Below are 26,746 nucleotides of genomic sequence, written 5' to 3'. Positions count from 1 at the left end.
TGACCGTCAGTTAGCCCGACAAGGCCCCCCGGTCAATTTTCAGCAGCCTCCACGAAACAGGCCAGCCTGTCTGCAATATTCTCGGGGCTATCCTCCCTTCGCACGAAATCGACGAAGCCGTAACCGGGCAAGACAAGATAGGTGAAGGTCGAGTGGTCCATGAGGTAATATTCCTCATCCCCCTCTTCTTCGACCTTGCGATAGAATGTCCGGTAAGCCTGCGACGCGGCTGACACCTGTTCCGCACTGCCGGTCAGGCCGATCATCTTGTCGTGGAAGTTGTCGGCAAACCGGCCCACCACTTCGGGCGTGTCGCGTTCGGGATCGATGCTAATGAACACCGGGGTTGCCTCAATCCCGCGTTCGGCAAGGATATCAACGGCCTGCGCGTTGCGCATCGTATCAAGCGGGCACACGTCAGGGCAGAAGGTATATCCGAAATACAGGATCGTCGGTTCGGTGATGACATCGGCATCCGTGACGATTGCCCCGGTCTCATCGACCAGTTCGAAGGGTCCGCCGATATCGCCGGCCACCGCGCCCTGCCGGCAGTCTTCGAAACCCGAGGGGCCCGAGGGACCCATCATCGTCGTGTAGATCAGGATACCGCCGACAGCCACGATCGCGACACCGGCAGAGGCCAGGGCTGGATTGCGTTTCATCTGTTCTTGCTCCGCTTCGTTTGCGCGCATTGATCGGGGGTCTTGGGCCAAATAACAATGAGACGGTTTAACACATCCGCGAGATCGCCATGTCCCCCAATGAAATCGAGATGCTGCGCGATACAAAGCGGAACAACTGGGTCCGCCTTCGCACCCTTGTGATCCTGCGCTGGTTTGCCATCGCGGGCCAGATGGGCGCGATCCTCGTCGCCTATTTCCATTTCGACATACGTTTCGACATCGGTCTGGCTGTCATGACAGTGGGTGCCTCCGTCATCGGCAACCTGATCTTCACCGTGGTCTATCCCGGCAACAAACGGTTGGCGGAACACGAGGCGATGCTGATGATCGTCTTCGACATCCTTCAGCTGGGCCTCTTGCTTTACATCACGGGCGGGCTGACCAATCCCTTCGCGCTGTTGCTTCTGGCACCGGTCTCCATTGCGGCATCGGTGCTTAGACTGGCAAGCATGACGCTTCTGGCGGGTCTGTCGATCCTCGTGATCAGTTTCCTTGCAAGGTTCAATCTTCCTTTGATCCTCGGGTCGGGCGAGACGCTCGTTCTTCCTGACATCTTCGTATTCGGCTTCTGGATCGCGCTGGTGATCGGCGTTGTGTTCCTGGCGGCCTATGCCCGCCGGGTGACGAACGAAATGCACATGATGAACGAGGCGCTCTTGGCGACGCAGCTCGCCTTGTCACGGGAACAGAAGCTGACCGATCTTGGCGGCGTCGTTGCGGCGGCGGCGCATGAACTGGGCACCCCTCTGGCCACGATCAAGCTGGTTTCGGGCGAATTGCTCGAGGAGCTGGGGGACAGGCCAGACCTTGTCGAGGATGTCACGCTGATCCGCGATCAGTCGGACAGGTGCCGCGATATCCTGAGGTCCATGGGCCGCGCGGGAAAAGAGGATCTTCACCTGCGCAAGGCACCGGTCGAGGCCGTGGTCAGAGAGGCGGCCGAACCCCATGTCGACAGGGGAAAGACCGTCATATTCGAGGTCGCACCCGCGGCGGATTCCGATCCGCGGCAGCCGGAAATCTTTCGCCGACCCGAGATCGTCCATGGGCTGCGAAACCTGATCCAGAACGCCGTCGATTTCGCCGACCAGTCCGTCGAGGTCGAAGTCCTGTGGTCAGCTAATACCATCACAATCCGGATCGAAGATGATGGAACGGGCTATCCGCAATCGGTCTTCGGGCGGATCGGTGATCCGTTCGTGCGCAGTCGCAGACAAGGCGAAGATCAGCGTCGCAGACCCGGCTACGAAGGCATGGGGCTTGGCCTGTTCATCGCAAAGACGCTGTTGGAACGGTCCGGCGCATCAATCAGCTTTGCCAATGCGGCGGCGATGGATGGCAAGGATGGCGGTGCTGTCGTGATGGTGTCCTGGCCGCGGGATCGGATCGAAAGCAAGGTGAGCGATTCGCTTGGGCAGAACGTGCCGATCCGGGCCTGATCCGGTTAACTCCGCTTTAACCCTGTCGGGTGCAATCTGGGACGGTTCCAAGAATGGATCTGCCCGATGGTCACAGACCTGTTAGAAATCCTGGCCGAGGGTGCCGCCCGAAATGGCGTCGCCGCCTTGCTTGCACTGGTGTCGGCAAGCGCGGCAGTCGTCATCGGCCTGATCATCCTGCGGCAAACCGGCTCTGCCTCTCGCATGCAGACCACCCAGAGCCGGGATGAATCGCCACCCACCTTCCTGTTCGACGGCGCCGACCTTGTCGACGCAACGCCATCGGGCCACCGTATCCTTCGGTCGGCCGGCATCTCGGCCGGTGATCTTCCGCGCCTGCTCGATCACCTTGCCGGCCGGTTTCCGGGCCTTTCGGAGATATCCGCCGCCGCCCCGGATGCGGGACAATACCTTTCGGACAGGCCTTCCGACGATGCGCGGCTCGACATCGAACGATGGGGAAACATGACCCGGCTAGCCATCCTTTCTGAAACGGATGACCGGCTGAGCCTTCATCCCGGAGCCGTCGAGGCAATGGAACGCGAGATCGAAACACTTCGAGAAATCAGCGAGGCGGCGCCCCTGCTTATCTGGCAGGAGGATTCGCGCGGCGCGATCACATGGGCCAACAAGGCCTATGTCCAGCTGGCCGACCAACTCAATCCCGCGCACCCGGGGCAGGCGACCGTCTGGCCGCCCGCGCAGCTGTTCGCGAACCTGCCCCCCACCACGGGCGAAGATGACGTCGCCACAGCGCGCCTGTGCATCACCATGCAGGGAAACCAGTCCGAGCGCTGGTTCGAGATCAAGAGCCGCAAACGCGGCGCGGGGACGCTGAACTTTGCCTCCGATATCGGAGAGGTCGTGAGCGCCGAGACTCAGAACCGTCAGTTTCTGCAAACAATGACAAAGACTTTCGCTCAGCTGTCCATCGGGCTTGCGATATTTGATCGCAAACGGCGGCTGGTGATCTTCAATCCCGCCCTACTTGATCTGACCGGGCTGCCGATTTCCTTTCTTAGCGGCCAGCCTCCGATCCGCGCGTTTCTTGATCGTCTGCGCGAAGGTAACATGATCCCCGAGCCTTCGAACTACCGAACATGGCGCGAGGAGGTCGCGGCGCTCGAGGTGGCGGCCGAACGCGGTTCCTACCGGGAAAGCTGGTCTCTCACCAACGGGCAGACCTATCGCGTCACCGGACGGCCACATCCAGACGGCGCCATCGCGCTTACGTTCGAGGATATCACTGCCGAGATTTCGCTGACCCGGAGTTTCCGGTCTGAACTCGAGATTGCGCAAAATGTCCTCGATACACTCGACGAGGCGATCGCCGTCTTTTCCCCGGCAGGCACGCTCTGGATCAGCAATGCGGCCTATGGGGCCTGTTGGGGCCACTCGGCCGAAGCGATGGACGAAGTCGGATTTCGAGACGCGATCGACCTTTGGCAGGAACGATCAGCCCCCGGGCCGATCTGGAAAGAGGCCCGCAAATTCGCAACGCGGCTGAACGACAGGTTTCTTGTGGAAGGGGATATCCGCCGCCGTGATGGCCGGGCGCTTTCGTGCAGGTTCATGCCATTGCCGGGCGGAGCAAGCATGGTGGGCTTCACCCCGTTGACCGAGGTTGGCAAGGAAACCAAACCGTCAAAGATCATCTCGGAGGAGGCAAAGGCGCAGATTGCCTGAGCCTTTGGTCTTGCAGGGACGGTGCCCCTGCCTAATCTGCGCCCATGACGTTCACCTCCCGAGAAATCGCTTTGCCCGACGAGGCGGATACAGATGCGCTCGCAATGCGGATCGCGGATCTGCTCGAACCTGGCGATACGATCCTGCTTCATGGCCCTATCGGATCGGGCAAATCCCACTTTGCGCGCGCCCTGATCAGGCACCGTCTGGGCAACCCCGGCGAAGATGTGCCCTCGCCCACCTTCACCATCGTCCAGACCTATCCCGATGCCAGGGGCGATATCTGGCATTGCGACCTCTATCGGCTCGGTGGCAGCGAAGAGATCGCGGAACTGGGCCTTGAAGAGGCCTTCGTTGAAGCGATCTGCCTCATCGAATGGCCGGATCGTCTGGGCGAGGTACGGCCCGAAGGGGCTCTCAACCTGCGGCTGGCGGCAACTCCGGCCGGGCATCTGGCTGTCTTTTCAGGACCAGATGTCTGGCAAGGAAGGCTGGACGATGTCCTTGGTTGAACCGCTGTGCCCGGCTGGCGCTTTGGAGCAATCCCTCAATTCCGGCTGGACGCCCCGCGCGATGGCTGGCGACGCTTCATCGCGAAGGTATTGGCGGCTTGTCGACGATGCGGGCCGCACTGCGATCCTCATGGATAGTGGGTCGCCCGACGGGAATGGCTTTCCAGCTTTCGAGACGATGTCACGCCACTTGTCCGATCTCGGGCTGATCGCCCCTCGGATTGTGCATGTCTCCTGCGACAGGTGCTTTGCCGTCAAGCTGACAGAGCATATGCGCATGAATCGTCTGGATCAGCCCGCCCTTCTTGCATCACTTCTCGATGTCCAGCCTCGTCTTGGTCGGACGTCGCCTCCTCCGGGTCTTGCAGTCTTGACGCCGGACCACGGCTCCGCGCTCGTTTCACCCATGTTCGAGACTGCCGCGATCACGGTGCTTGCAGATCTGCAAATGGAAATCCGTTCGCGGATCGGGGACGCGATGAACAGGTCTTGCGATGCACCAACCTCCCTCTCGCTTCGCGATTTCCATGCCGAGAACGTCATCTGGAGGGCCGACGAAACCGGGTCCAACAGGTTCGGTCTTCTGGGTCTTCAGGAGGCGTTCATCGCACCTGGGGAATACGATCTTGCATCGCTGCTTCGCAATGTGCGGCGAGACGTCAGCGCAGAGGCGCACGACCTGAGCCTTGCTCGTTTTGCGACCCTGTTCGGCAAGAGCCTGAGCGCCGTTTCCGCCGCCTGCGCCACCCTCGCCGTTCAGCGCAACCTGCGGATCCATGGCATTTTCTCGCGGCTAGCAGAGAAGACAGGCAAGACCCGCTACCTTGCCTTTCTTCTGCGAACCGCACGGTTGATCCGCGAGGACGCTGCCCACCCGGCGCTTGCACCGCTCGCCGGTCCAGTGGAACGGCTCATGCGGTATCTGAAGACATGACCCCGGATGCAATCATGATCTTCGCGGCCGGTCGCGGGACACGCATGGGCGCGCTGACCGACGACAGGCCCAAGCCTCTGATCAAGGTCAATGGCCGAGCGCTGATCGACCACGCGCTCAGGCTGACCGAAGGGCGAGCGCTGCGCAAGGTCGTCAATGTCCATCATCATGCGGACATGTTGCGAACTCACCTTGGAGGAAGCGACGTCCGGATATCGGACGAAAGCGACGCCCTTCTCGAGACGGGCGGAGGCTTGCGCAAGGCCCTTCCCCTGCTGAACCGGGGCACGGTTTTCACCCTGAACAGCGATGCCGTCTGGTCCGGGCCAAATCCGCTCGATGCCCTGGCGCGCGCCTGGAATCCAGAGCGGATGGACGCGCTCTTGCTCCTGCTGTCGCCGGAGGATGCGCTTGGACATCAGGGGATGGGCGATTTCCATCGGGCCGAGGATGGCACGCTCGAACGTGGGCCGGGTCTGGTCTATACCGGCGCGCAGATCGTGAACACAGCCCTATTGGATACGATCGCAGACGCCGCCTTTTCGGTGAACCGGCTTTGGGATCTTCACCTGAAACGAGGGCGGCTGCACGGGGTGGTCTATGACGGTCAATGGTGCGACGTTGGACGCCCCTACGGCATCATGCTTGCCGAAAACCTGTTGAAGAGCGCCGATGTTTGACCCCTGCCCCGATCCCCGATTGTTTGCCCTGCCGCCCGGTGTGGATTTTGCACAGGAGCTGGTGAACGGGATCCAGGCGCGGCTTGGCAGTGCCCGTCCCGAGGATTGGGCCCGCGTCACGATTTTCGTGAACACCCGGCGGATGCAGCGTCGGATCAGGGAGGCCTTCGATACCGGGCCGGCCCGGGCCCTGCCTCGGATCCGGCTGGTGACGGACCTCGCGCTTGACCCGGGCGCAAGCGACATGCCGCCTCCGGCCGCACCGCTCAGGCGCAGGCTTGAGGTTGCCCAGCTGGTCCATGGCCTGCTTGAGGCCGAACCTGATTTCGCACCGCAAAGTGCCGTGTTCGACCTGGCCGAAAGCCTTGTCGCGCTGATGGACGAAATGCACGGCGAAGGCGTAACACCAGAGGATATAAGCGCGCTCGATGTGACGGACGAATCCGGCCATTGGGCAAGATCGCTGTCGTTCTTCCGGATCGTGCAGCCCTATTTCGACGCGGCCGCCGACGCGCCCGGTGGCGAGCAAAGGCAGCGCGCTGTCATCGAGGCGCTTGCACGAAAATGGGCCGATACGCCGCCTGAGAATCCGGTGATCGTCGCAGGATCGACGGGGTCGCGCGGCGCAACCGCCCTCCTGATGGAGGCTGTCGCCAGATTGCCGCAGGGCGCTGTGATCCTGCCCGGCTTTGATTTCGACATGCCCCAGCGCGTCTGGGACAGGCTCGACGATGCGCTGACCGGCGAAGATCATCCGCAATTTCGCTTTCGGGCTTTGATGGATCGCCTCGGGCTTTCATCCGATCAGGTTGCCCGCTGGACGACTGCCGAACCGGCTTCTGCCGCCCGAAATGCCCTTCTGTCCCTTTCGCTTCGCCCTGCGCCCGTGACGGACGAATGGCTTTCCGAGGGTCCCGCGCTGTGCGGGCTGGAAGATGCGACGCGGGGCCTGACCCTTCTCGAGGCGCCCTCCCCCCGGATCGAGGCCGAGGCCATCGCCTTGCGACTGCGCCACGCAGTCGAGGAGGGGATCACCGCGGCGCTGATCACGCCCGACCGGATGCTGACACGTCAGGTAGCCTCGGCATTGGACAGGTGGGATATCGTCCCGGATGACAGCGCGGGCCTGCCGCTTGCCCTGTCGCCCCCAGGCCGGTTTCTGCGGCAGGTGGCCGATCTTTGCGACCAGAGGATCGGCCCTGCGCATCTGCTAGCCCTGCTGAAACATCCCCTGTGCCATTCCGGCCGCGATGACCGTGGCACGCACCTTCTGCGCGCCCGGGAACTTGAGCTTTCCCTGCGCCGCAAGGGGCCTGCCTTTCCGATGGCCGCCGACTTGGTCCGCTGGGCCGAAAAGACGGGCGAAAGCGATCCGGGTCGTTTGGCTTGGGCGCACTGGCTGGGTGGCTGTCTTGACGCGATGGGCAAGGCCAGCGACGGCCACCTGCCGGAAGTTCACGACCGGGTTATGAAGCTGGCCGAAGCACTTGCCACAGGGCCCGGAGCCGACGGGTCCGGAGACCTGTGGGACGAGGCGGCAGGCCGGGAGGCCAAGGCCGCCTGCAACCAGATTTCGGACCATGCCGATGCCGGCGGAAACGTCACTGCACGGGATTATGCGGCACTCCTGTCGAACGTTCTGGCCGGAGGCGAGGTCAGAAACCGCGATGCCGGGCATCCGCAGATCCTGATCTGGGGCACTTTGGAGGCGCGGGTGCAGACGGTCGATCTGACGATCCTCGCCGGTATGAACGAAGGCACATGGCCCGGGGCACCGGCGCCCGATCCATGGCTGAACCGCCGGATGCGCAAGGCAGCCGGGCTTCTGCTGCCGGAACGGCGTATCGGCCTTTCGGCACATGACTACAGCCAGGCCGTTGCAGGCCGCGAGGTCTGGATCACGAGGTCGCTTCGCAATGAAGAGGCCGATACCGTCCCGTCGCGATGGATCAACCGACTGACCAACCTTCTGGGCGGGTTGACGGAGGCAGGCGGCGACGCGCTTCTTGCGCAAATGCGGGATCGGGCAAAACTGTGGATCAGATCGGCCGAGGCCTTGTCCGAAGTGGGCGATGCCCAGCCCGCACCCCGGCCGTCCCCCCGGCCTCCCGTCGCGGCGCGGCCGACAGAATTCTCGGTCACGGACATCGCGACCCTCATTCGCGACCCCTATGCCATCTATGCCAAAAAGGTTCTTGGTCTGCGATCGCTTGAGCCGCTCACGCCCGAGCCGGATGCAAGGTTCAAGGGCACGGTGATCCACAAGATTTTCGAGAATTTCCTGCGCGCGGGAACGGATACTTCGGGCCCGGATGCACGGGACCAGCTTCTTGCGGCGGCCAGCCAGGTGCTGGAAGAAGAATGCCCATGGCCGACGATGCGGCACCTTTGGCTTGCCCAGATCGAGCGGGTGGCCGATTGGTTCCTCGCGACCGAGGCCGACAGGCAGGAACGTGGGACGCCGGGGCTGTTCGAACTTCAGGGTCAGGCATCATCGAACGCGCCACCCTTCACCCTCAAGGCAAAGGCCGACCGGGTCGACACGACGCCTGACGGATCGGCCCTCATCTATGATTACAAGACGGGAGATCCGCCGTCGGTGAAGCAACAGGCCGCATTCGAGAAACAACTTCTTCTCGAGGCAGCGATGGTCGAACGCGGGGCATTCGACAAGGTGCCGTCACGGCGGGTCGAGGATGCCGAATACATCGGGGTCGGATCCAACCCCAAGATCGTGAAGGCCCCGCTTGATACCGAAACGCCCGAAAAGGTCTGGGCGGAATTGTGCGAACTGATGTCGTCCTGGCAGGTTCAGGAGCAGGGCTATACCGCGCGCATGGCGCCGGAACGCATCACCTATGATGGCGACTATGATCATCTCGCACGGCGGGGGGAATGGGACGATACGGACACTCCGCAACCGGAGGACCTGTCATGACCGTCCGTAACGACGCGACATTGGCGCAGGTCCGCGCAGCTGATCCGCGCAACTCGACCTGGCTTTCGGCCAATGCAGGATCGGGCAAGACGCGCGTTCTGACAGACAGGGTCGCCCGGCTTCTGTTCAACGGGGTCGAACCGCAGAACATCCTGTGCCTGACCTATACCAAGGCCGCCGCAAGCGAGATGCAGAACCGGCTTTTCGCCACCCTCGGCCAGTGGGCCATGATGGCCGATGCAAAACTGTCCGCACGGTTGAGCGACCTTGGCGTCGAAGGCAGTTTGGGAAATGTGGACCTGTCGCGCGCCCGCACGCTGTTCGCCCGGGCGATCGAGACGCCCGGCGGCCTTCGGATCCAGACGATCCATTCGTTCTGCGCGGGGCTTCTGCGGCGTTTTCCGCTGGAGGCCGGTGTCAGCCCGCAATTCACTGAGATGGAAGAAGCCGCGGCCAGGATCCTTGCCGGAGAGGTTCTGGAGGACGTCTCCCTGGCGCGGCCCGATCTGGTCGATCGCGTGGCGCGCCACATCACCGCCGGCAGTTTCGATGATTTCCTCAAGGCGGTGATTGCCAATCGCAGCGCGTTTCTTGATCCCGATGCGCCCAAAACCTTGCGAGAGGCATTTGGCCTGACGCCGTTATCGCACCCGGACGACGCGATCGGACTTGCCTTTACGGGCGGCGAACGGGCGATATCGGAACAATTGTCAGACGTCTTTGCCGACCAGTCGGCGACATACAAGAAATTCGCCGCGCAAATCGCCTCCGTTGATTTCGAGAATCCGGGCCAGAAAGACCTCGAGACGCTGTTCGACCTGTTTCTGTTCAAGTCGGGGGACAGGGCGGGCCGGTCGAAATCCGGGCAGTATCCGCAATCCAACCACTGTCGGGCCATTGAGGCGATGGAACCGATCAAGGACGACGTCTTCGACTGGATGGATCGCACCGAAGCAGCGCTAGATCACCTGAAGACCTGCGACGCCATCGCGAGGACAGAGACCCTTTATGCCTTCGCCGGGGAGTTCACCCGCCGCTACGAGGCGGCCAAGCTGGCGCGCGGCCAGCTGGATTTCGAGGACCAGATCGCGAAGGCGCGCGCGCTTCTTCTTGATCCTCGCGTGGCGCAATGGGTGTTGTTCCGGCTGGACGGCGGGATCGATCACATTCTGGTCGACGAGGCTCAGGATACCAGCCCCGCGCAATGGGATGTGATCCGGTCACTGGCCAGCGAATTTGCGGCTGGCATCGGCGCGCGGGCCGATCGGGAACGGACGATCTTTGTCGTCGGTGACAAGAAGCAGTCGATCTATTCCTTCCAAGGTGCCGATCCCGAAGGCTTCGACCGGATGGCAGACCATTTCGAAGATGCCTTGAGGCAGGTCGAAAAGCCGTTCGAAAGAGAGGAATTGCTTTATTCCTTCCGGTCATCGACCGCCGTGCTCGAAGTCGTCGATTTCACCTTTCAGGGCGAGGCGGGCGTTGGCCTTGGAAAGGATGCACCGCGTCACCTTGCTTTCCACGAGGCGATGCCCGGCCGCGTCGATCTTTGGCCTGCCTTGCCCAAGATCGAGAAGGAAAAGGATACCGGCGACTGGTTTGCCCCGGTCGATTCCACGAGCGACGAGCATCACGCCAAGAAACTCGCCCGAACGATCGCGGCCGAGATCTCCCGCATGATCTCCGACGGGGAGACCATCCCCGATCCAGAAAATTCAGGTCACAGGCGCCCCGTCACCGAGGGCGACATCCTTATCCTTCTGCGCGGTCGGGGGCAGAAGGCCGTCGTTTCCCTTCATGCCGAGATCATCCGTGCCTGCAAGAAGGCCGGGCTCAGCGTCGCGGGCTCGGACAGGTTGCGCGTCGGGGCAGAGCTTGCGGTGCGGGATATCGAGGCGCTTCTGCGGTTTCTCGCCCTGCCGGAAGACGATCTTTCGCTGGCGACCGCGTTGCGGTCTCCGTTGTTCGGGTGGTCGGAACAGGACCTGTTCTCGCTTGCCCATCCAAGGGGCGGTAAACGGCTTTGGCCCGCGCTTCGCGATGCGGCAGACGCTCATGCCGAAACCATGAAAATCCTCAGGGACTTGCGCAAAGAGGCCGATTTTCTCAGGCCCTATGACCTGATCAACCGGCTTCTGACCCGGCATGACGGCAGGCGGCGGCTTCTGTCGCGATTGGGACAGGAGGCCGAGGATGGCATTGACGCTCTGCTTGGTCAGGCCCTTGGGTATGAACGCTCCGAGGTGCCGGGGCTGACCGGTTTTCTGGAATGGCTTGCCGGCGACAACCTCGAGATCAAGCGTCAGCTGGACAGCACGGGCAACCATCTTCGCGTGATGACGGTCCACGGGGCAAAGGGCCTCGAGGCTCCGGTCGTCATCCTGCCGGAAACGGCGAAACGAAGCCCGAAGGATGGCGCGGTCATCTATTCGGCAGGCGATCACGTGATCTGGAAGACGCCCTCCGATGCAGCCCCGCCCCTGCAGGTCCAGCTCAAGGCTGAACGCGACGAGGCCGACCGGCAGGAAGACCGACGCCTTCTTTATGTCGCGATGACACGGGCAAAAACCTGGCTGATCGTCTGCGCGGCCGGTGAAACAGGCGAAGAAACCGACAGCTGGCACAGCATGGTATCCGCCGGACTGGATGCCGCGCGGGCCGAAGATATCGACACGCCAACGGGCCCGGGCAAACGCCACCACAGCGGGGATTGGGAGGGGTTGCCCCTGTCACCGTCGAAAGACACGGCGTCCACGATTGTCCCTGCGCTCGACCCTTTGCCCCCTGCCCCGCCGGTCAGGAGATCGGGTGGAACGCTGTCACCGTCCGATCTTGGGGGCGCCAAGGTTCTGCCCGGCGAAACGGACGAAGCGGAAAAGGAAATCGCACTGGCCCGAGGGCGGCTCTTGCATCGGCTGTTGGAATACCTTCCCGATACGGACCCCGAGGATCGCGCCGATCTGGCGAACCGCCTCGTGTCAGAAGATCCGGATGCGACGGGCCTCGACACCCAGGGCCTGATTGCCGATGCAGACCGGATCCTGCGGACCGAGGCGCTTGCCCCTCTGTTTGCCGCCGGAACTATGTCGGAGGTTGATCTGACGGCATGGATCCCGGCCCTTGGCGCGCGCCTTCATGGCACCGTCGACAGGCTGATCGTCGAAGGCGATACCGTCACGGCGATCGATTACAAGTCCAACCGTCTCGTGCCGGAACGGCCAGAAGACGTGCCAGAGGGTCTCTTGCGCCAGATGGGCGCCTATATGGCTTTGATGCAGGAGATCTGGCCCGACAAGGAACGGCGCGTCGCACTTTTGTGGACAAGCACCGCGTCATTGATGCCGCTGCCAGCCCACCAGGTGACCGAGGCTCTCGGTCGCGTGACCGTGCCTTGACCAATGCTGGCGCGATCCCTAGGTTCGCGATCCAGATATTGTGCCAAGGAGAGACCTGATGGCAACCGTAGCAGTCACCGATGCAACCTTTGACGCCGAAGTGCGCCAATCCCCGATCCCCGTCGTGGTGGATTTCTGGGCCGAATGGTGCGGCCCGTGCAAGCAGATCGGCCCCGCTCTCGAAGAGCTGAGCAACGAATACGACGGTCAGATCAAGATCGTGAAGGTCAATGTCGACGAAAACATGAACACGCCGACACAGATGGGCGTGCGCGGTATCCCCGCGTTGTTCATCTTCAAGGATGGCGAGGTCGTGTCCAATCGTGCGGGGGCCGCGCCCAAGGCGACGCTGGAAAGCTGGATCAAGGATTCGATCTGAGCATCGACGGATTACCGGAAAGGGCGCCCCTCGCGGGCGCCTTTTTCGTTGCAGACGTTGCAGTCGGCCCGACAGGGCCGCATATAAACCGGGAAACGAGACGGAGAGCCCCATGTCGAAAGAAGACTTTCCCGGCTGGCACGGCACCACGATCGTCGCCGTTCGCAAGGGTGGCGAAGTTGTCATCGCGGGCGATGGACAGGTGAGCCTTGGCCAGACGGTGATCAAGGGAACGGCACGCAAGGTGCGCAGGCTGTCTCCGGGCGGTAATGACGTGATCGCGGGCTTTGCCGGATCGACGGCGGATGCCTTCACCCTTCTTGAACGGCTCGAGAAGAAACTCGAGGCGACGCCGGGGCAGTTGGCCCGGGCCAGTGTCGAACTGGCCAAGGACTGGCGCACCGACAAATACCTTCAGAAGCTCGAGGCGATGCTGATCGTGTCCGACGGCAAGGAGCTGTTCGTGATCACCGGGTCCGGCGATGTGCTGGAGCCCGAACATGACGTAACGGCGATCGGATCGGGCGGGAACTATGCTCTTGCCGCCGGGCGGGCGCTGATGACCACGGATTTGACCGCCGAAGAGATCGCCCGCCGTGCCATGGCGATCGCGGCCGACATCTGCGTCTACACGAACGGCAATCTGACCGTCGAAAGCCTGTCTGCATGATCGAACGGGACGATCTGAAGGCTGCGGTCGGGTCGGGCCTGATTTCCGAAGCGCAGGCTGCCGGACTTGCCAGTCTTGCAGACAGCCGCAGAGGGGCCCGACAGGATCTTGCCGCCGGAGACGAGCCGTTCGAATTGTTCCGTGGGTTCAACGAGATCTTCATCGTGGTCGGCATGGTGATCCTTGCCATCGGATGGGGCGCCATAGGCGTTCTCTTCATCGAAGGCGGAAACTACTTTTCCCGAACCGTCGCCTTCGCAGTCGCCGGCGCCGTTCTGGTCTGGCTGCTGTCGGAATATTTCATCCGCCGACGCCGCATGGTGGCACCCGCGATCACGCTCTCGATCCTGTGGTCGATCAATGCAAGCGCCGGGTTCTCGGCCGAGTTTTCGCAGCCCTTCATGGTCGCGCAGCAGGATTTCTCGAGCCTGCCGTTGCCGCTTGCGCTGACCACGCTGTCGCTGGTTGTCTATTGGTTCCGGTTCCGGGTGCCGTTTGCCATGGCGATGATCGCGCTGGGCGCGTTCGGCGTGGCCCTGGTCTGGGCATCGACGACGGGCGGATCACCGGACTCGTTCGAAGATCTGTTCCTGTTGTCCGCCGGCGGCCGGTTCGCGTGGATCACGCTTCTGATCGGTTTGATCGTCTTCGGTGTGGCAATGGCGTTCGACATGTCGGATCCGCACCGGGTGACGCGTCGTTCGGCCAATGGGTTCTGGCTCCATGTCGTGGCGGCACCGGCATTGGTGAATACACTCGCGCTGACGCTTCTGACGGGCGATGCCTTTGCCCTGCTGGCGATCGTGCTTGGCATCTTTGCCCTGATCGCCGTCGTTATCGACCGCCGGTCGTTCCTGATCACGGCCGTCGGATACTGCGTGACGCTGGCCTTTACCGTCTTTGGCGGCGATGGCGGGGCGTTCACGATCTTTGCCTTGGGGCTTGCCCTACTCTTGCTGGGTGCATTCTGGGAAAAACTTCGGAGCCGCCTGCTTCGTCTGCTTGGTCCCGTTCTGCCACTCTCCCGTCTTCCTCCTTCCGTTTGAAAGGACTGTCATGACAGACCTGACCCCCCGAGAAATCGTCTCGGAACTCGACCGTTTCATCATTGGCCAGAAAGACGCGAAACGCGCCGTGGCCGTGGCCCTGCGCAATCGCTGGCGGCGCAAGCAGCTGGGCGCCGATCTGCGAGACGAGGTGTATCCCAAGAACATCCTGATGATCGGGCCCACCGGCGTCGGAAAGACAGAGATCAGCCGCCGTCTGGCCAAGCTGGCGCGTGCGCCCTTTATCAAGGTCGAGGCGACGAAGTTTACCGAAGTGGGCTATGTCGGGCGCGATGTGGAACAGATTATCCGTGATCTGATCGAGCTCGCCATCGTCGAGGCCCGGGATTACATGCGCGACGACGTGCGCACAGCTGCCCTTCAGGCTGCGGAAGATCGGGTGATTTCGGCCATCGCCGGAACCGATGCCCGCGACCAGACACGCGAGATGTTCCGCCGCAAACTCAAGTCCGGCGAACTGGACGATACGCTGATCGATATCGAGGTTGCCGACAGCTCGAACCCGCTGGGCGGGTTCGAAATCCCCGGGCAACCCGGCGGCATGGGCGGAATGATGAACCTCGGCGATCTGTTCGGAAAAGCAATGGGCGGACGCACCGTGACGAAACGGGTCACCGTCGCCGAAAGTTATGAACTTCTGCTGGCCGACGAGGCGGACAAGCTGCTGGATGACGAAAAGGTCACCAAGGCCGCCCTCGAGGCGGTCGAGCAGAACGGCATCGTCTTTCTGGATGAAATCGACAAGGTCTGCGCCCGCGCCGATGCGCGTGGCGCCGATGTCAGCCGCGAAGGCGTGCAGCGTGATCTGCTTCCCCTGATCGAAGGCACGACCGTCAGTACAAAGCACGGGCCGATCAAGACGGATCATATCCTGTTCATCGCATCGGGCGCGTTCCACGTGGCCAAGCCATCGGATCTGCTGCCCGAACTTCAGGGTCGTCTGCCGATCCGGGTCGAACTACGCGCCCTGACCGAGGAGGATTTCGTCCGCATCCTGACAGAGACCGACAACGCACTGACGCGGCAGTACACCGCGCTCATGGGAACCGAAGAGGTCACTGTCTCGTTCACCGATGACGGCATCTCCGCGCTGGCCCGGATCGCCGCCGAGGTGAACGAAGCGGTGGAGAATATCGGGGCAAGGCGGCTCTATACAGTGATGGAACGGGTGTTCGAAGACCTGTCTTTCTCGGCCCCCGACAAGGCGGGGGAAAGCGTCACGGTCGACGCGGATTTCGTCGAGAAACATCTTGGCGAACTGAGCCGTTCGACAGACCTGTCGAGATACGTTCTCTAGGATTGATGCGGAGGGCCGATTTTTGGCCTTCCCTTTCCCGACTTAGAATGAAACCGGTATGGCATGCGGTTCATTCGGTTCGTTCTGGAGAACTGGGCCTTTCTTCTGGCCGGGGTTCTTCTCTCATTCACGTCGTCCTATGGGCAGACCTATTTCATCTCGCTCTTCGCGGGCGAGATCATGGCGACCTTTGATCTGACCGATGGTCAGTGGGGCGGCATCTATACTCTGGGCACGACGGCATCGGCGCTGGTCATGGTATGGGTTGGTGGCCTGACCGACAGGTTTCGCGTCCGGGCCATCACGCCCCTTGTCCTGATCGGGCTGATGCTGGCCTGTCTTGCGATGGCCGGGGTTCCGGGACCCGCATTCCTGATTGCCGTGATCTTCGCGCTGCGATTCTTCGGTCAGGGGATGCTGAGCCATCTGGCCGTCGTCGCGATGGCGCGGTGGTTCGTGGCCACCCGTGGCACGGCGCTTTCGATATCGGCGATGGGGTTCGGGCTGGGTCAGGCGATCCTGCCGATCATCTTTGTCGCGCTGCTGGCGATCGTGGACTGGCGGATCCTCTGGATCGTGGCGGCGGGCCTCGTCGTCGTGATCATCCCGGTGATTGCCTATCTTCTGCGTCTGGAACGAACGCCACAGGCAATTGCGAAGGATAGCCAGTCGCTTGGCATGAACGGCCAACACTGGAAGCGGAGCGACATGCTCCGGCATCCCCTGTTCTGGTTCGTGATCCCGCTTTTGTTCGGACCACCTGCATGGGGAACGGCGCTGTTCTTTCAGCAGGTTCACCTGACCGAGGTCAAGGGATGGTCGCTGGCCTCCTACGTGGCGCTGAACCCGATCTTGATCCTTGCGGCGACGGTGTCGACATTCGCTTCGGGCGCGCTGGTGGACAAGCTGGGAACCGGAAAACTGCTGCCGTTCTATCCATTGCCCGCCGCCGTCGCATTCGCATTGATGGCCGGCGCCGAGACGATCCTTGGCGCGGGTGTGGCGCTTGTGATCTTTGGCATCAGCGCAGGCATGCAGGCCACTGTCCCCGGCGCCTTCTGGGCCGAATATTACGGAACGCGCCACGTCGGATCGATCAAGGCCGCCGCGGTCGCGATCATGGTCTTCGGATCGGCCGCCGGTCCCGGTATCACGGGCTGGCTCATCGATCTGGGCATCGATTTCCCCTCGCAGATGTGGCCAATCGCGATCTATTACGTTTTGTCTGGTCTGCTGGCCTGGATCGGACTGCGACGGGTCGGGCCCCTACCGCGCCCGACGTAGGTAGACGTAATAGGCGCCTTCGCCCCCATGGCGGATATGCGCGGGCGTCACCTGCAAGACATGCTGCCCGACCGGCGCCATCCTCAGCCATTGCGGCACGTTATGCCGCAAGACGCCGTGCCTGACCGGCAAAGGCGGGGCCTCGTCGCGCAGTTTGCCCTTTCCGGTGATGACCAGAACAAGGCGTTTTCCCTCGGCCTGGCATCGCAGGATGAATCCGATCAGCGCCGGGTGCGCCTCGGCCTGGGTCATGCCATGCAGATCGATCCGGGCGTCCGGTTTGAGCTTGCCCCGTTTGAGCCGACCAAAGGATTTGGAATCCATGCGAACCGTGGTCTTGTTCATCTGTTGACCCAATCCAGGGATCAGATCGTTCGACCGGCTGTGATCGACCTGCTCGCCAACCTTGAAAGGGCTGATCGGGGTTTGTCGGGCTTCGGGTTGGCGGGGCGATGGATCGGGTTGGGATTTCGACTTGGGGCGCACAGTGGCGTCCGTGCCTGACCGGGGGCCCAATGGTCTGGTCTGACGGGCAATCGTCTCCCAGATCGCCTTTTCCTCGGCACTCAGATGTCGGTTTCGCCGGGTCATCAGTTGCTTGCGACACGAATCGTATCAGGGATCATCGCGAAAGCGCGCTGAATGGGCATCAGAACGATCATTCGGCCGGGATCCATCATCCGGCCAGCCTCGCGTCCGGCCTGGCGTCCGGTTCCCACGAAAATGTCGGCGCGCTGGGCGCCCTTGATCGCAGAACCCGTGTCCTGCGCGATCATGAGCCGGTTCAATGGATCCGCCCCACGGCTTTCGATCCAGACCGGCGCGCCAAGCGGCACATAGTCCGGATCAACGGCGATCGTCCGCATCGCGGTGATGGACCTGTTCATCGCGCCAAGCGGGCCACGATCCGGCGGCACTTCGGACACTTCGCGGAAAAAGACATAGGATCTGTTCGTCCAGAGAAGCTCCCGTCCTTCGTCGGGGTTCCGGCCAACCCAGGATCGGATCACGTCGGCCGAGACCTGATGCGGCTCATAGATCCCGCGTGACACCAGTTCCCGCCCGATCGATGAATAGTTGTGGCCATTGAACCCGCCATAGCCCACGCGCATCAGCGATCCGTCAGGGAGACGGATGCGGCCCGATCCCTGGACCTGGAGGAAGAACAGATCGACCGGATCACTCAGCCAGGCAAGCTCGAGGCCGCGATCCGACAGGGCCCCTTCCTCGATTTCCCGGCGTGTGTACCACGGTTGGTTCTGGGGCAGATCATCGGGAACCGCGTAGATCGGATAATCATAACCGGGATAGGGCCGGCGCGATCCGCGCAGTTCGGGTTCGAAATACCCGGTAAACAGTCCCGGATCCCCGTCTTCGATCAGGACGGGCAGAAAGAAGAGTTCGAAGAAAGACCGGGCATCATCGGTCTCGCGCGCAACGGCGCACAATGCCTGCCAATCGGCGCCATCCAAATCGCCACAGGTCACACGAAAGGTGTCGAGCGCAGCGCCATGATCATCGACAGACCAGTCGGTCAGATCGTCGAACTCAAGAAGCGTGATCCGCTGCTGAGCCATGACCTCAGGGCCGGACAGCACCGCGCAACACACGGCGACAATCCTGAACCACGCCTTCATTCACCTGTCGCGACAAGCATCCAGTTAGGGTCGTCGCTGCCCATGACACGTGCAAATGTCCAGACGTCACGCTGACGCTTGATCGCGTTCGGATCACCACTGACGATATCGCCGGCATTGTCGCGAACAACCTCGGTCAGTTCGCCGGTGAAGCGCACAGAAATCTCGGCCTCTCGACTCTGCCGATCGAAGGTCGCTTCACGAACAGACACTTCGCTGATCCCGACAAAGGTGGCCTCGACGTTCAGGCCCTTCTCTTTGCGATCTTCGACGACAGTGGCCATCGCCTCATAGACCTCTTCGGAGATAAAGGGCTGAACGGTGGCCAGATCGCCGTTCTCGAATGCCATGAGGATCATCTCGTAGGCGCCGCGGGCGCCCTGAAGAAATTCCCCGAGGTTGAATTGCGTATCAACGGCTTTCATGCCCACGAAAGCTTTGGCGGCATCGCTGTCTTCGGCGACGTAGTCGGTGATATCGCGATCAGGGCCACCTTCGATGACCTCGAGATCGGGCCGCGTTCGACGCTTTTCCTCTTTCGGAATGGCGGCGGGCGGTTTTTCGAAACCTTCACGCGTTCCCAGCACATTCCGCAACCGCAGAATGAGGAAGACGGCGATCCCGGCAAGCACGAGCAACTGGATGATCGGGGAGTTCATTAAATCCTCTTTCTCGCAGGCATAGGAAACGTGACAATCGATCCTTATGTAGGGTGTGGGAGCGGGCAAGTCCACCATCGCTCCACAGACTTGACCGGAGGCAATATGTGGCTGTTTCTCGCTTTTCTGATGGTCCCGCTGATCGAGATCGCGCTGTTCATACAAGTCGGCGGTCTGATCGGGCTGTGGCCGACGCTTCTGATCGTCATTCTGACGGCGATTGCGGGCACGTTTCTTGTGCGTACACAGGGATTTCAGGCGATACAGTCGCTCCGCCGTTCGTTGTCAGAGCTTGATGATCCGACCGTCCATCTTGCCCATGGCGCGATGATCCTCGTATCCGGGGCCCTTCTTCTGACGCCCGGCTTTTTCACGGATGCGGTCGGATTTCTCCTTCTGGTGCCCGGTTTTCGTGTCTGGGTGATGAAGCAGGCCCGCAAGAGAATGAATGTTCAGACCTTTACGGTCGGGCCCGACGGTCCCGTTCCGCCTCATGCAGATCGGGGGCCTCATGACCGCCGGCGCAGAGACCGGGTGGTCGAGGGTGAATACACCGATGTCACGCCCGACAAGAAACCGACCCATGAGCCGTCGGGGTGGACGCGCCATTGAGGCCCCCGTGTCATCCTGCTAGGAACACGTCCAACCAGTTCACCTGACGGAGACGAAAAATGGCTGATACGCCAGAAACGAACGGGGCCGCCAATCCCGCGACGGGCAATGCCGCCGCCCAGGCGCCCAAGATCACACAGCGTGTGATTGCTCAGTATATTCGCGACATGTCGTTCGAAAACATCCTGGCTCAGAAGGGCGCCAAGGGCGAGGTTCAGCCCGAAATCCAGGTTCAGGTCAATCTGGACGCCCGCAAGCGCGGGACGGAAAACCAGTATGAAGTGATCACCAAGCTAAACATCACCTCCAAGACCAAGGAAAGCGGCGACCCACTTTTCGTGATGGAGGTGGAATACGCTGGTGTGTTCCAGATCGAAGGCGTGCCGGAAGAGCAGATGCACCCCTATCTTCTGATTGAATGCCCGCGGATTACTTTCCCGTTCCTGCGCCGGATCGTCAGCGACGTGACGCGCGACGGCGGGTTTGCGCCGCTGAATCTCGAGACGATCGATTTCCTCCAGCTTTACCGTAGCGAACTGGCACGCCGCGCCCAGGCCAATCAGGCGGGGCAGGGCGGGGAAACGCCGGCATCGGCCTGATCTTCAGCCGGCTTTCGGCCAAAGACCCCCATTTTCAAGCTTTGAGACAAAGGCCGCATGCGCGGCCTTTTCTTCTTCTGTAAGGCGTGGCTGCAAAGGCTGGGGCCGGGGGCGGGGCCGCCATTGGGTGTCGGCCGTCGATAGGCCCTGATCACTTTGGCCGGTCGTGGACAGGCCGAAATCGGGCTGTCGGCCGCCGATCAGCTCGAGATACACCTCTGCGAGGATTTCACTGTCGAGAAGCGCGCCGTGCAGCGTTCGACTGGAATTGTCGATGCCAAACCGGCGGCACAAGGCATCCAGCGATGCCGGCGACCCGGGAAACCGGCGTCGGGCGATGGCGAGCGTGTCGATTGCCTGATCCGCGGGCAGGAGCGGCTTGTTTATCCAACGCAGTTCGGCATTCAGGAACTTCATGTCGAATGTCGCGTTGTGGATGATCAGCTTTGCATCCCCCACGAACTCAAGGAACGCGTCCGCGATCGCCGCGAAGAGGGGCTTGTCGGCAAGGAATTCATCGCCCAGCCCATGCACTTCGAAGGCTTCTTGCGGCATGGACCGCTGGGGATTGATGTATTGATGATAGGTCCGGCCGGTCGGGACGTGGTTGAAGAGTTCGACCGCGCCAATTTCAACGATGCGATCCCCGTCTTCGGGCTCGAATCCCGTGGTCTCGGTGTCGAGAACAATCTCACGCATCTGGCTTTGCCCCCCGCAACTGCTCAATGAGTTTTCGCACGTCATCGCGGGCAGCGTCCAGTGTCAGCGTCTCGATGACATAGTCGGCGCGACGCCGCTTTTCCGCGTCAGGCATCTGTCTAGCCACAATCAGATCGAACTGCTCTTCGGTCATGCCCGGACGTTCAAGGACCCGCGCTTTCTGGACCTCGGGTGGCGCTGTGACGACAACGACGGCATCAAGCCAGCGATCGGCACCTGTCTCATAGAGAAGCGGAATGTCGAAGAGGATGATATCCGCATCATGCCGGTCAAGGAAATCTGACCGATCCTGCGCGACGAGCGGATGAACGATGGCCTCGATACGGGCGAGGGCAGTTGGATCCGCGCTGATGATCGACTTCAACCGATCGCGCGAAATCGCGCCATCCACGATTGCGTCAGGGAACGCCTCCGCCATCGGCCGGACCGCCGGGCCACCAACCGCATAAAGACGATGCACGGCGGCATCAGCATCCCAGACCGGGATGCCTTCTTTCGCGAACATCTGGGCCGTCGTCGATTTGCCCATCCCGATCGAACCGGTCAGCCCGAGCTTGAGGCTCATGAGAGGATGGCATTCCGCGTCGCGTCGTCAACCTCTGGCCGTCGGCCGAACCAGCGTTCGAACGCAGGCACAGCCTGATGCAAGAGCATACCAAGGCCGTCCACCGTCTGGCAGCCCATGGCTTCGGCGGTTTCGAGGAGTTTGGTGCGAAGCGGCGCGTAGACGAGATCGGTGACAAGCGTCCCGGGGCGAAGACCATCAAGCGGCACCCGGAATTCAGCTGCACCCTGCATACCGAGAGAGGTGGTGTTCACAAGCGTGGTGCTGTCTTCGATGACATTTCCAGCCTTGACCCAATCAACGACCTCGATCCGGGAGCCGAAATCCTGCTTGAGCGTTTCGGCCTTTGGCCGTGTCCGGTTACTCAGAAAGATATGCGGAACACCTGCATCGATAAGCGAGGATATGACCGCGCGCGCAGCACCACCGGCCCCCAGAACAGTGGCCGGGCCAAGCGACGGATCCCAGTCTGGCGCACCCTGCTTCAGATTGGCGATGAATCCGTAACCGTCTGTATTATCGGCATAAATTCGGCCATCGGAACCAAAGATCAGGGTATTCGCCGCGCCGATCAGCGTGGCCCTGTCGGTGACCTGGTCCGCGATGCTCATCACGGTGACCTTGTGGGGGATGGTGATGTTCACTCCGACGAACCCCATCCTTGGAAGGGTGTGAAGGACATGTCGCAGATTGTCGTCCGACACGGGCAAAGGAACATAGTCACCCGCGATCCCATAGCGGCCCAGCCAGTAGCGGTGAAGCCTTGGGGATTTCGAATGGCCGATCGGATAGCCGATCACGCCGGCAAGCGGAAATGCATGATCTGTCATGAGGGAATTGTCCCGCGCAACCTGAGATAAGACAAGAGGTCGAGAAGCGGCAAACCGAGAACCGTGAAATAATCGCCTTCGACCCGGGAGAATAGTCGGACGCCCTCTTCCTCGAGCTTGTATGCACCGACGCTGTTGCGAATGCTGTCCCAGTTGCGGGCGATGTAATCATCGAGCCAAGCATCGGAAACATCATGCATCGACAGTCGGACCTGCCCGATGTGACGCCAAAGCGGCTTTCCGGCCTGATAAAGAACCACTGCCGAAAGCAGCTTGTGCGTCGTGCCCCGCATCTTGTGAAGCTGCGTCTTGGCGTCTTCTGGTTCGGCGGGCTTCATCAGGATTTCGCCCGAAAGATCGAGGACCTGATCGCAACCGATAACGAGAGCTTCAGGCCGTTTGGAAGAGATCTTGGCTGCCTTGAGTTCGGCCAAAGTATCGGCAATATCGCGCGGTGAGGCGCCTTCGACAAGCAAGGCATCGAGGATGGCCGCCTCATCCATGCGCGCTGGAACGACCTCGAATTCAATGCCTGCATTCCTCAGGAGCTGGGCCCTGATCTCGGATTGCGACGCGAGGATGATGTGGTCGGCCATGTGGATAAATCTGTGGTGAAGGACAGGGGCAGAACCGGTATGAAGCGGGATGTTTTCCGAGGCAAGCTGTTCGACCTGTACTGCGTCAGCGTAGCGGTTGGATAAGTGAGGAAGTTAACAAGAGGTTACCCACGGGGAAAAAGGACGACTCGGTTCTGTGGATCGATTTCGTGTTCTTCGTAGGTCAAGTGGTAAGCGTGGGTTCTTGGCCAAGTTTCAATAATATTTTCTACATATAATCAGATACTTAAATTCTTTCAAAGGTGATTGTGGCGGTTCTGTGACAGCCAGCTCTATGGGGATAAGTCTGCGGACGAAGTGAAAAGCATGAGTCATCCACCGCACTAAATCACCATCTTCCTTTCTATATAATCTTTATAATAGGAGGGGAGCATCCACCTGGAGGCTAAGATGTTCGATTTCCTGTACCCTGCTTATGACTGGATCAAGGCCCTGCATGTGGTCTCTATTATCTCGTGGATGGCGGGCATGTTCTATCTGCCTAGACTGTATGTCTATCATGCAGAGAAGGCTGAGACAGGATCAGAACTCGATCGCACGTTCCAGATCATGGAGGACAAGCTTCTTCGGCTGATCATGAACCCTGCAATGATTGCAAGCTGGGTCTTCGGTCTTCTGATGATCGCGCTGGGCGCGTTCGACTGGGGCTCTGTCTGGGCCTGGGCCAAGCTGCTTGGCGTGATCGGGATGACGGGAGCCCATGGCTGGCTGGCGGCGCGACGCAAGGATTTTGCCGCAGGTCGGAACACGCGGTCCGGGCGGACCTATCGTCTGATGAACGAGGTTCCGACGATCCTGATGCTGGTGATCGTGGTCGCGGTGATCGTCAAGCCATTCTAGCCGCCCGATTGACTCGTTGACTAAGCAGGCCTAAGAGACCGATGCGTCCCGTCCGGGATGGCGTTTTCTGAATCATTGCCGTCGAAGCCAGCCTGTTCCGGGCTGCAACAGGATGACCCATGTCACAAGACCGTCTGAACCTCGCCGATCTCAAGGCGCAAAGCCCCAAGGACCTTTTGGCCCTGGCCGAAGAGCTTGAGATCGAGAATGCCTCGACCATGAGGAAAGGCGACATGATGTTCGCCATTCTTCGGGAGCGGGCTGACGAAGATTGGGTGATCGGTGGCGACGGCGTGCTGGAGGTTCTTCAGGACGGTTTCGGGTTTCTTCGGTCACCCGAGGCGAATTACCTTCCCGGCCCGGATGACATATACGTCAGCCCGGACATGATCCGCCAATATTCTCTTCGGACGGGGGATACCGTTCAGGGCGTCATCAAGGAGCCGAACGACAACGAACGGTACTTTGCCCTGATCACGGTGGAATCGATCAACTTCGAGGACCCTGAAAAGGCAAAGCACAAGGTCGCGTTCGATAACCTGACGCCGCTGTATCCAGATGAGCGGCTGAAGATGGAAACCGACGAACCCGCTACGAAGGACAGATCGGCCCGGATCATAGATCTTGTGTCGCCGATCGGTAAAGGTCAGCGGTCGCTTATCGTCGCGCCGCCCAGAACGGGTAAGACGGTTCTCTTGCAGAACATCGCCAATTCGATCGAGAAGAACCATCCTGAGTGCTATCTGATCGTCCTGTTGATCGACGAACGCCCCGAGGAAGTCACGGACATGCAACGGTCCGTGAAAGGGGAGGTTGTCAGCTCTACCTTTGACGAGCCCGCAACACGCCACGTCGCCGTATCCGAGATGGTGATCGAAAAGGCCAAGCGTCTGGTCGAGCACAAACGCGATGTCGTTATCCTGCTGGATTCCATCACCCGACTTGGCCGCGCGTTCAACACGACCGTCCCGTCGTCGGGCAAGGTTCTGACCGGCGGTGTCGATGCAAACGCGCTGCAACGCCCCAAGCGGTTCTTCGGTGCCGCCCGGAATATCGAAGAGGGTGGCAGCCTGACGATCATCGCCACGGCTCTTATCGACACCGGAAGCCGGATGGACGAGGTGATCTTCGAAGAATTCAAGGGCACGGGTAACTCTGAGATCGTTCTGGACCGCAAGGTTGCAGACAAGCGGGTCTTCCCGGCGATGGACATCCTCAAGTCCGGTACCCGGAAAGAAGAGCTTCTGGTCGACAAGGGTGATCTTGCCAAGACCTATGTCTTGCGTCGGATCCTCAACCCGATGGGAACAACGGATGCGATCGAATTCCTGATCTCTAAGCTGAAACAGACCAAGACGAACGCTGATTTCTTCGACTCGATGAACACCTAAACTTATTAAAATCATTGAGTTAGGTATGGATACGATCTTTGCACTGGCGACGGCCCGCGGTCGCGCCGGTATTGCGGTTATCCGAGTATCCGGCCCGTTGGCGCGGAAAGTATCTGGTGAAATTTGTGGAGAGTTGCCGGAAAGCGGGCGATCTCTTCGCAAGATCAGTTCCCGCTCTGCTGAGCTTATCGATGAAGGTCTGATCCTGACCTTTCGGGCGGGGGAAAGCTTTACCGGAGAAGATGTGGTCGAGTTCCAGGTCCATGGAAGCGTCGCCGTCATCGACTTTCTTCTTTCGGAGTTGCGCTCATTTGATGGAGTGAGAGAGGCGGAGGCTGGCGAATTCACGCGTCGCGCGCTGGAGAACGGTCGCCTTGATCTGACACAGGTTGAAGGTCTTGCGGACTTGATCGATGCCGAGACGCTTGCGCAACAGCGCCAGGCTGTTCGGGTGATGACAGGTGGGTTGGGCGCAAAGGCCGATGGCTGGAGAATGCGTCTGATCCGAGCTGCTGCTTTACTCGAGGCGACCATAGACTTTGCGGATGAGGAGGTTCCGGTTGATGTGACGCCCGAAGTTTGGGAATTGCTGACGCAGGTTCGCGAAGAGATGGCGGCCGAGATCAAAGGCTCGGGGATAGCCGAGCGTATCCGTTCCGGCTTTGAGGTTGCGATCGTGGGGCCTCCGAACGCCGGGAAATCAACGCTTCTCAATCGCTTGGCCGGGCGTGACGCTGCGATCACCTCTCATCATGCAGGCACAACCCGGGACGTTCTTGAGGTTCGGATGGATTTGGGCGGGTTACCGGTGACGGTTCTCGACACAGCTGGAATTCGCGAAGCGCAGGATGACGTGGAGCAGATTGGCATCAAGCGAGGGGTAGAGCGCGCGTTGGCGGCAGATATTCGTGTCCACCTTTTGACGGATGGCGCAAAGCCGGAACTTGATGTGCAGGCAGGTGATGTCGTTCTTGTTGCCAAGGATGACGACGGACGACTTGGCAAAGAGGGCATATCGGGCGAAACAGGACATGGAGTAGATGAGCTGATCGCCCGGCTGGCCCATGTCTTGTCAAAACGCGCAGTCGGGGCAGGGGTCGCGATTCGTGAACGGCATCGCATTGCGATGAATGCGGCGATACCCCACATCGACGGAGTGCTGGAAAGATTGGACACCGCTTCGGAAATGCCCGATCTTCTGGCTGAGGATCTTCGACATGCGACCCGGGCCGTTGATGGCATCGTGGGGCGCGTTGACGTGGATGACCTTCTGGGCGAGATCTTCTCGAGCTTCTGTATCGGAAAGTAGGAA

25 protein-coding genes are annotated in these 26,746 nt (G+C 60.9%); 17 read left to right on the top strand and 8 right to left on the bottom strand.

What is annotated here, in order from left to right:
- Positions 1-32: 32 nt before the first annotated feature.
- Positions 33-662: an SCO family protein gene (locus EP376_RS10880; RefSeq protein WP_127655552.1), complete on the bottom strand. Its 630-nt coding sequence runs from the start codon at positions 660-662 to the stop codon at positions 33-35.
- An 89-nt stretch (positions 663-751) separates the two neighbouring features.
- On the opposite strand from EP376_RS10880, the gene regB reads away from it, so the two are divergent.
- From regB to EP376_RS10820, 12 genes are all read left to right on the top strand, one after another.
- Positions 752-2,122, top strand: a complete 1,371-nt coding sequence (regB, locus tag EP376_RS10875; protein ID WP_127655551.1) for a sensor histidine kinase RegB — start codon at positions 752-754, stop codon at positions 2,120-2,122.
- Positions 2,123-2,188: 66 nt separating this feature from the next.
- The gene (locus EP376_RS10870) at positions 2,189-3,808 is read left to right on the top strand and encodes a PAS-domain containing protein (RefSeq protein WP_127655550.1); all 1,620 of its coding nucleotides are present in this window, start codon (positions 2,189-2,191) and stop codon (positions 3,806-3,808) included.
- A 44-nt stretch (positions 3,809-3,852) separates the two neighbouring features.
- Complete coding sequence (tsaE, locus tag EP376_RS10865) at positions 3,853-4,320, top strand: tRNA (adenosine(37)-N6)-threonylcarbamoyltransferase complex ATPase subunit type 1 TsaE (protein WP_127655549.1); 468 nt, start codon at positions 3,853-3,855, stop codon at positions 4,318-4,320.
- On the top strand, positions 4,307-5,254 hold the full coding sequence (locus EP376_RS10860; RefSeq protein WP_164744909.1) for a phosphotransferase: 948 nt from the start codon (positions 4,307-4,309) through the stop codon (positions 5,252-5,254). The genes tsaE and EP376_RS10860 overlap by 14 nt, the downstream gene beginning before the upstream one ends.
- Complete coding sequence (locus EP376_RS10855; protein WP_127655547.1) at positions 5,251-5,934, top strand: nucleotidyltransferase family protein; 684 nt, start codon at positions 5,251-5,253, stop codon at positions 5,932-5,934. The genes EP376_RS10860 and EP376_RS10855 overlap by 4 nt, the downstream gene beginning before the upstream one ends.
- Positions 5,927-8,872 (top strand): double-strand break repair protein AddB, encoded by a 2,946-nt coding sequence (gene addB / locus EP376_RS10850; RefSeq protein ID WP_127655546.1) that lies wholly within the window; start codon positions 5,927-5,929, stop codon positions 8,870-8,872. Before EP376_RS10855 ends, addB begins: the two co-directional genes overlap by 8 nt.
- Positions 8,869-12,267, top strand: coding sequence for a double-strand break repair helicase AddA (gene addA / locus EP376_RS10845; protein ID WP_127655545.1), 3,399 nt, complete (start codon positions 8,869-8,871; stop codon positions 12,265-12,267). Before addB ends, addA begins: the two co-directional genes overlap by 4 nt.
- A gap of 58 nt (positions 12,268-12,325) precedes the next feature.
- Complete coding sequence (gene trxA, locus EP376_RS10840) at positions 12,326-12,646, top strand: thioredoxin (RefSeq protein ID WP_127655544.1); 321 nt, start codon at positions 12,326-12,328, stop codon at positions 12,644-12,646.
- A 112-nt stretch (positions 12,647-12,758) separates the two neighbouring features.
- Positions 12,759-13,316, top strand: a complete 558-nt coding sequence (gene hslV / locus EP376_RS10835) for an ATP-dependent protease subunit HslV (RefSeq protein WP_127655543.1) — start codon at positions 12,759-12,761, stop codon at positions 13,314-13,316.
- Positions 13,313-14,362: a hypothetical protein gene (locus tag EP376_RS10830; RefSeq protein ID WP_127655542.1), complete on the top strand. Its 1,050-nt coding sequence runs from the start codon at positions 13,313-13,315 to the stop codon at positions 14,360-14,362. The genes hslV and EP376_RS10830 overlap by 4 nt, the downstream gene beginning before the upstream one ends.
- A 10-nt stretch (positions 14,363-14,372) precedes the next feature.
- Entirely contained in the window at positions 14,373-15,680 is a 1,308-nt protein-coding gene (gene hslU / locus EP376_RS10825) for an ATP-dependent protease ATPase subunit HslU (RefSeq protein WP_127655541.1), read from the top strand.
- Between the two features lie 63 nt (positions 15,681-15,743).
- Entirely contained in the window at positions 15,744-16,964 is a 1,221-nt protein-coding gene (locus EP376_RS10820; RefSeq protein WP_127655540.1) for an MFS transporter, read from the top strand.
- Here the strand turns inward: EP376_RS10820 and EP376_RS10815 are convergent.
- From EP376_RS10815 to EP376_RS10805, 3 genes are read right to left on the bottom strand one after another with little or no spacing between them, the layout of a single operon-like run.
- Complete coding sequence (locus EP376_RS10815) at positions 16,947-17,555, bottom strand: Smr/MutS family protein (protein ID WP_127655539.1); 609 nt, start codon at positions 17,553-17,555, stop codon at positions 16,947-16,949. The two genes, EP376_RS10820 and EP376_RS10815, sit on opposite strands and share 18 nt — an antisense overlap.
- Entirely contained in the window at positions 17,555-18,601 is a 1,047-nt protein-coding gene (gene mltA, locus EP376_RS10810; RefSeq protein ID WP_420837122.1) for a murein transglycosylase A, read from the bottom strand. Before mltA ends, EP376_RS10815 begins: the two co-directional genes overlap by 1 nt.
- Positions 18,598-19,260, bottom strand: coding sequence for a Tim44/TimA family putative adaptor protein (locus EP376_RS10805; RefSeq protein WP_127655538.1), 663 nt, complete (start codon positions 19,258-19,260; stop codon positions 18,598-18,600). Before EP376_RS10805 ends, mltA begins: the two co-directional genes overlap by 4 nt.
- 105 nt (positions 19,261-19,365) lie before the next feature.
- Here EP376_RS10805 and EP376_RS10800 point away from each other — a divergent pair, with 105 nt between their 5' ends.
- Together EP376_RS10800 and secB are read left to right on the top strand one after the other, a co-directional pair.
- Positions 19,366-19,872, top strand: a complete 507-nt coding sequence (locus EP376_RS10800; protein WP_127655537.1) for an FxsA family protein — start codon at positions 19,366-19,368, stop codon at positions 19,870-19,872.
- Positions 19,873-19,931: 59 nt separating this feature from the next.
- Positions 19,932-20,471, top strand: a complete 540-nt coding sequence (gene secB / locus EP376_RS10795) for a protein-export chaperone SecB (RefSeq protein ID WP_127655536.1) — start codon at positions 19,932-19,934, stop codon at positions 20,469-20,471.
- Positions 20,472-20,474: 3 nt separating this feature from the next.
- On the opposite strand, the gene dnaQ is transcribed toward secB, so the two are convergent.
- The 4 genes from dnaQ to EP376_RS10775 are packed head-to-tail and all read right to left on the bottom strand — an operon-like array spanning position 20,475 to position 23,182.
- On the bottom strand, positions 20,475-21,170 hold the full coding sequence (dnaQ, locus tag EP376_RS10790; protein ID WP_127655535.1) for a DNA polymerase III subunit epsilon: 696 nt from the start codon (positions 21,168-21,170) through the stop codon (positions 20,475-20,477).
- A complete protein-coding gene (gene coaE / locus EP376_RS10785; RefSeq protein ID WP_127655534.1) occupies positions 21,163-21,756 on the bottom strand; it encodes a dephospho-CoA kinase in 594 nt (197 codons plus the stop codon). Before coaE ends, dnaQ begins: the two co-directional genes overlap by 8 nt.
- A complete protein-coding gene (locus EP376_RS10780; RefSeq protein WP_127655533.1) occupies positions 21,753-22,586 on the bottom strand; it encodes a shikimate dehydrogenase in 834 nt (277 codons plus the stop codon). The genes coaE and EP376_RS10780 overlap by 4 nt, the downstream gene beginning before the upstream one ends.
- Positions 22,583-23,182, bottom strand: coding sequence for a Maf family protein (locus EP376_RS10775; protein WP_127655532.1), 600 nt, complete (start codon positions 23,180-23,182; stop codon positions 22,583-22,585). Before EP376_RS10775 ends, EP376_RS10780 begins: the two co-directional genes overlap by 4 nt.
- 411 nt (positions 23,183-23,593) lie before the next feature.
- On the opposite strand from EP376_RS10775, the gene hemJ reads away from it, so the two are divergent.
- From hemJ to mnmE, 3 genes are all read left to right on the top strand, one after another.
- A complete protein-coding gene (hemJ, locus tag EP376_RS10770; RefSeq protein ID WP_127655531.1) occupies positions 23,594-24,043 on the top strand; it encodes a protoporphyrinogen oxidase HemJ in 450 nt (149 codons plus the stop codon).
- 119 nt (positions 24,044-24,162) lie between these two features.
- On the top strand, positions 24,163-25,434 hold the full coding sequence (rho, locus tag EP376_RS10765) for a transcription termination factor Rho (RefSeq protein WP_127655530.1): 1,272 nt from the start codon (positions 24,163-24,165) through the stop codon (positions 25,432-25,434).
- A gap of 25 nt (positions 25,435-25,459) precedes the next feature.
- Positions 25,460-26,743 carry a tRNA uridine-5-carboxymethylaminomethyl(34) synthesis GTPase MnmE gene (mnmE, locus tag EP376_RS10760; protein WP_127655529.1) on the top strand — a complete coding sequence of 428 codons (1,284 nt, stop codon included), beginning with the start codon at positions 25,460-25,462 and terminating at the stop codon, positions 26,741-26,743.
- The last annotated feature ends 3 nt before the right edge of the window (positions 26,744-26,746 follow it).

The organism is Alexandriicola marinus (assembly GCF_004000435.1).
In the GTDB taxonomy this organism is placed as follows: Bacteria; Pseudomonadota; Alphaproteobacteria; order Rhodobacterales; family Rhodobacteraceae; genus Alexandriicola; species Alexandriicola marinus.
Note: the sequence above shows the minus strand (reverse complement) of the source record. Positions and strands in the feature narration are given on the sequence as shown.

Excerpts from the sequence above, each read along its gene's own strand:
- EP376_RS10880 (WP_127655552.1), bottom strand. The coding sequence starts at position 662 with ATGAAACGCAATCCAGCCCTGGCCTCTGCCGGTGTCGCGATCGTGGCT.
- regB (WP_127655551.1), top strand. The coding sequence starts at position 752 with ATGTCCCCCAATGAAATCGAGATGCTGCGCGATACAAAGCGGAACAAC.
- EP376_RS10870 (WP_127655550.1), top strand. The coding sequence starts at position 2,189 with ATGGTCACAGACCTGTTAGAAATCCTGGCCGAGGGTGCCGCCCGAAAT.
- tsaE (WP_127655549.1), top strand. The coding sequence starts at position 3,853 with ATGACGTTCACCTCCCGAGAAATCGCTTTGCCCGACGAGGCGGATACA.
- EP376_RS10860 (WP_164744909.1), top strand. The coding sequence starts at position 4,307 with ATGTCCTTGGTTGAACCGCTGTGCCCGGCTGGCGCTTTGGAGCAATCC.
- EP376_RS10855 (WP_127655547.1), top strand. The coding sequence starts at position 5,251 with ATGACCCCGGATGCAATCATGATCTTCGCGGCCGGTCGCGGGACACGC.
- addB (WP_127655546.1), top strand. The coding sequence starts at position 5,927 with ATGTTTGACCCCTGCCCCGATCCCCGATTGTTTGCCCTGCCGCCCGGT.
- addA (WP_127655545.1), top strand. The coding sequence starts at position 8,869 with ATGACCGTCCGTAACGACGCGACATTGGCGCAGGTCCGCGCAGCTGAT.
- trxA (WP_127655544.1), top strand. The coding sequence starts at position 12,326 with ATGGCAACCGTAGCAGTCACCGATGCAACCTTTGACGCCGAAGTGCGC.
- hslV (WP_127655543.1), top strand. The coding sequence starts at position 12,759 with ATGTCGAAAGAAGACTTTCCCGGCTGGCACGGCACCACGATCGTCGCC.
- EP376_RS10830 (WP_127655542.1), top strand. The coding sequence starts at position 13,313 with ATGATCGAACGGGACGATCTGAAGGCTGCGGTCGGGTCGGGCCTGATT.
- hslU (WP_127655541.1), top strand. The coding sequence starts at position 14,373 with ATGACAGACCTGACCCCCCGAGAAATCGTCTCGGAACTCGACCGTTTC.
- EP376_RS10820 (WP_127655540.1), top strand. The coding sequence starts at position 15,744 with ATGCGGTTCATTCGGTTCGTTCTGGAGAACTGGGCCTTTCTTCTGGCC.
- EP376_RS10815 (WP_127655539.1), bottom strand. The coding sequence starts at position 17,555 with ATGACCCGGCGAAACCGACATCTGAGTGCCGAGGAAAAGGCGATCTGG.
- mltA (WP_420837122.1), bottom strand. The coding sequence starts at position 18,601 with ATGAAGGCGTGGTTCAGGATTGTCGCCGTGTGTTGCGCGGTGCTGTCC.
- EP376_RS10805 (WP_127655538.1), bottom strand. The coding sequence starts at position 19,260 with ATGAACTCCCCGATCATCCAGTTGCTCGTGCTTGCCGGGATCGCCGTC.
- EP376_RS10800 (WP_127655537.1), top strand. The coding sequence starts at position 19,366 with ATGTGGCTGTTTCTCGCTTTTCTGATGGTCCCGCTGATCGAGATCGCG.
- secB (WP_127655536.1), top strand. The coding sequence starts at position 19,932 with ATGGCTGATACGCCAGAAACGAACGGGGCCGCCAATCCCGCGACGGGC.
- dnaQ (WP_127655535.1), bottom strand. The coding sequence starts at position 21,170 with ATGCGTGAGATTGTTCTCGACACCGAGACCACGGGATTCGAGCCCGAA.
- coaE (WP_127655534.1), bottom strand. The coding sequence starts at position 21,756 with ATGAGCCTCAAGCTCGGGCTGACCGGTTCGATCGGGATGGGCAAATCG.
- EP376_RS10780 (WP_127655533.1), bottom strand. The coding sequence starts at position 22,586 with ATGACAGATCATGCATTTCCGCTTGCCGGCGTGATCGGCTATCCGATC.
- EP376_RS10775 (WP_127655532.1), bottom strand. The coding sequence starts at position 23,182 with ATGGCCGACCACATCATCCTCGCGTCGCAATCCGAGATCAGGGCCCAG.
- hemJ (WP_127655531.1), top strand. The coding sequence starts at position 23,594 with ATGTTCGATTTCCTGTACCCTGCTTATGACTGGATCAAGGCCCTGCAT.
- rho (WP_127655530.1), top strand. The coding sequence starts at position 24,163 with ATGTCACAAGACCGTCTGAACCTCGCCGATCTCAAGGCGCAAAGCCCC.
- mnmE (WP_127655529.1), top strand. The coding sequence starts at position 25,460 with ATGGATACGATCTTTGCACTGGCGACGGCCCGCGGTCGCGCCGGTATT.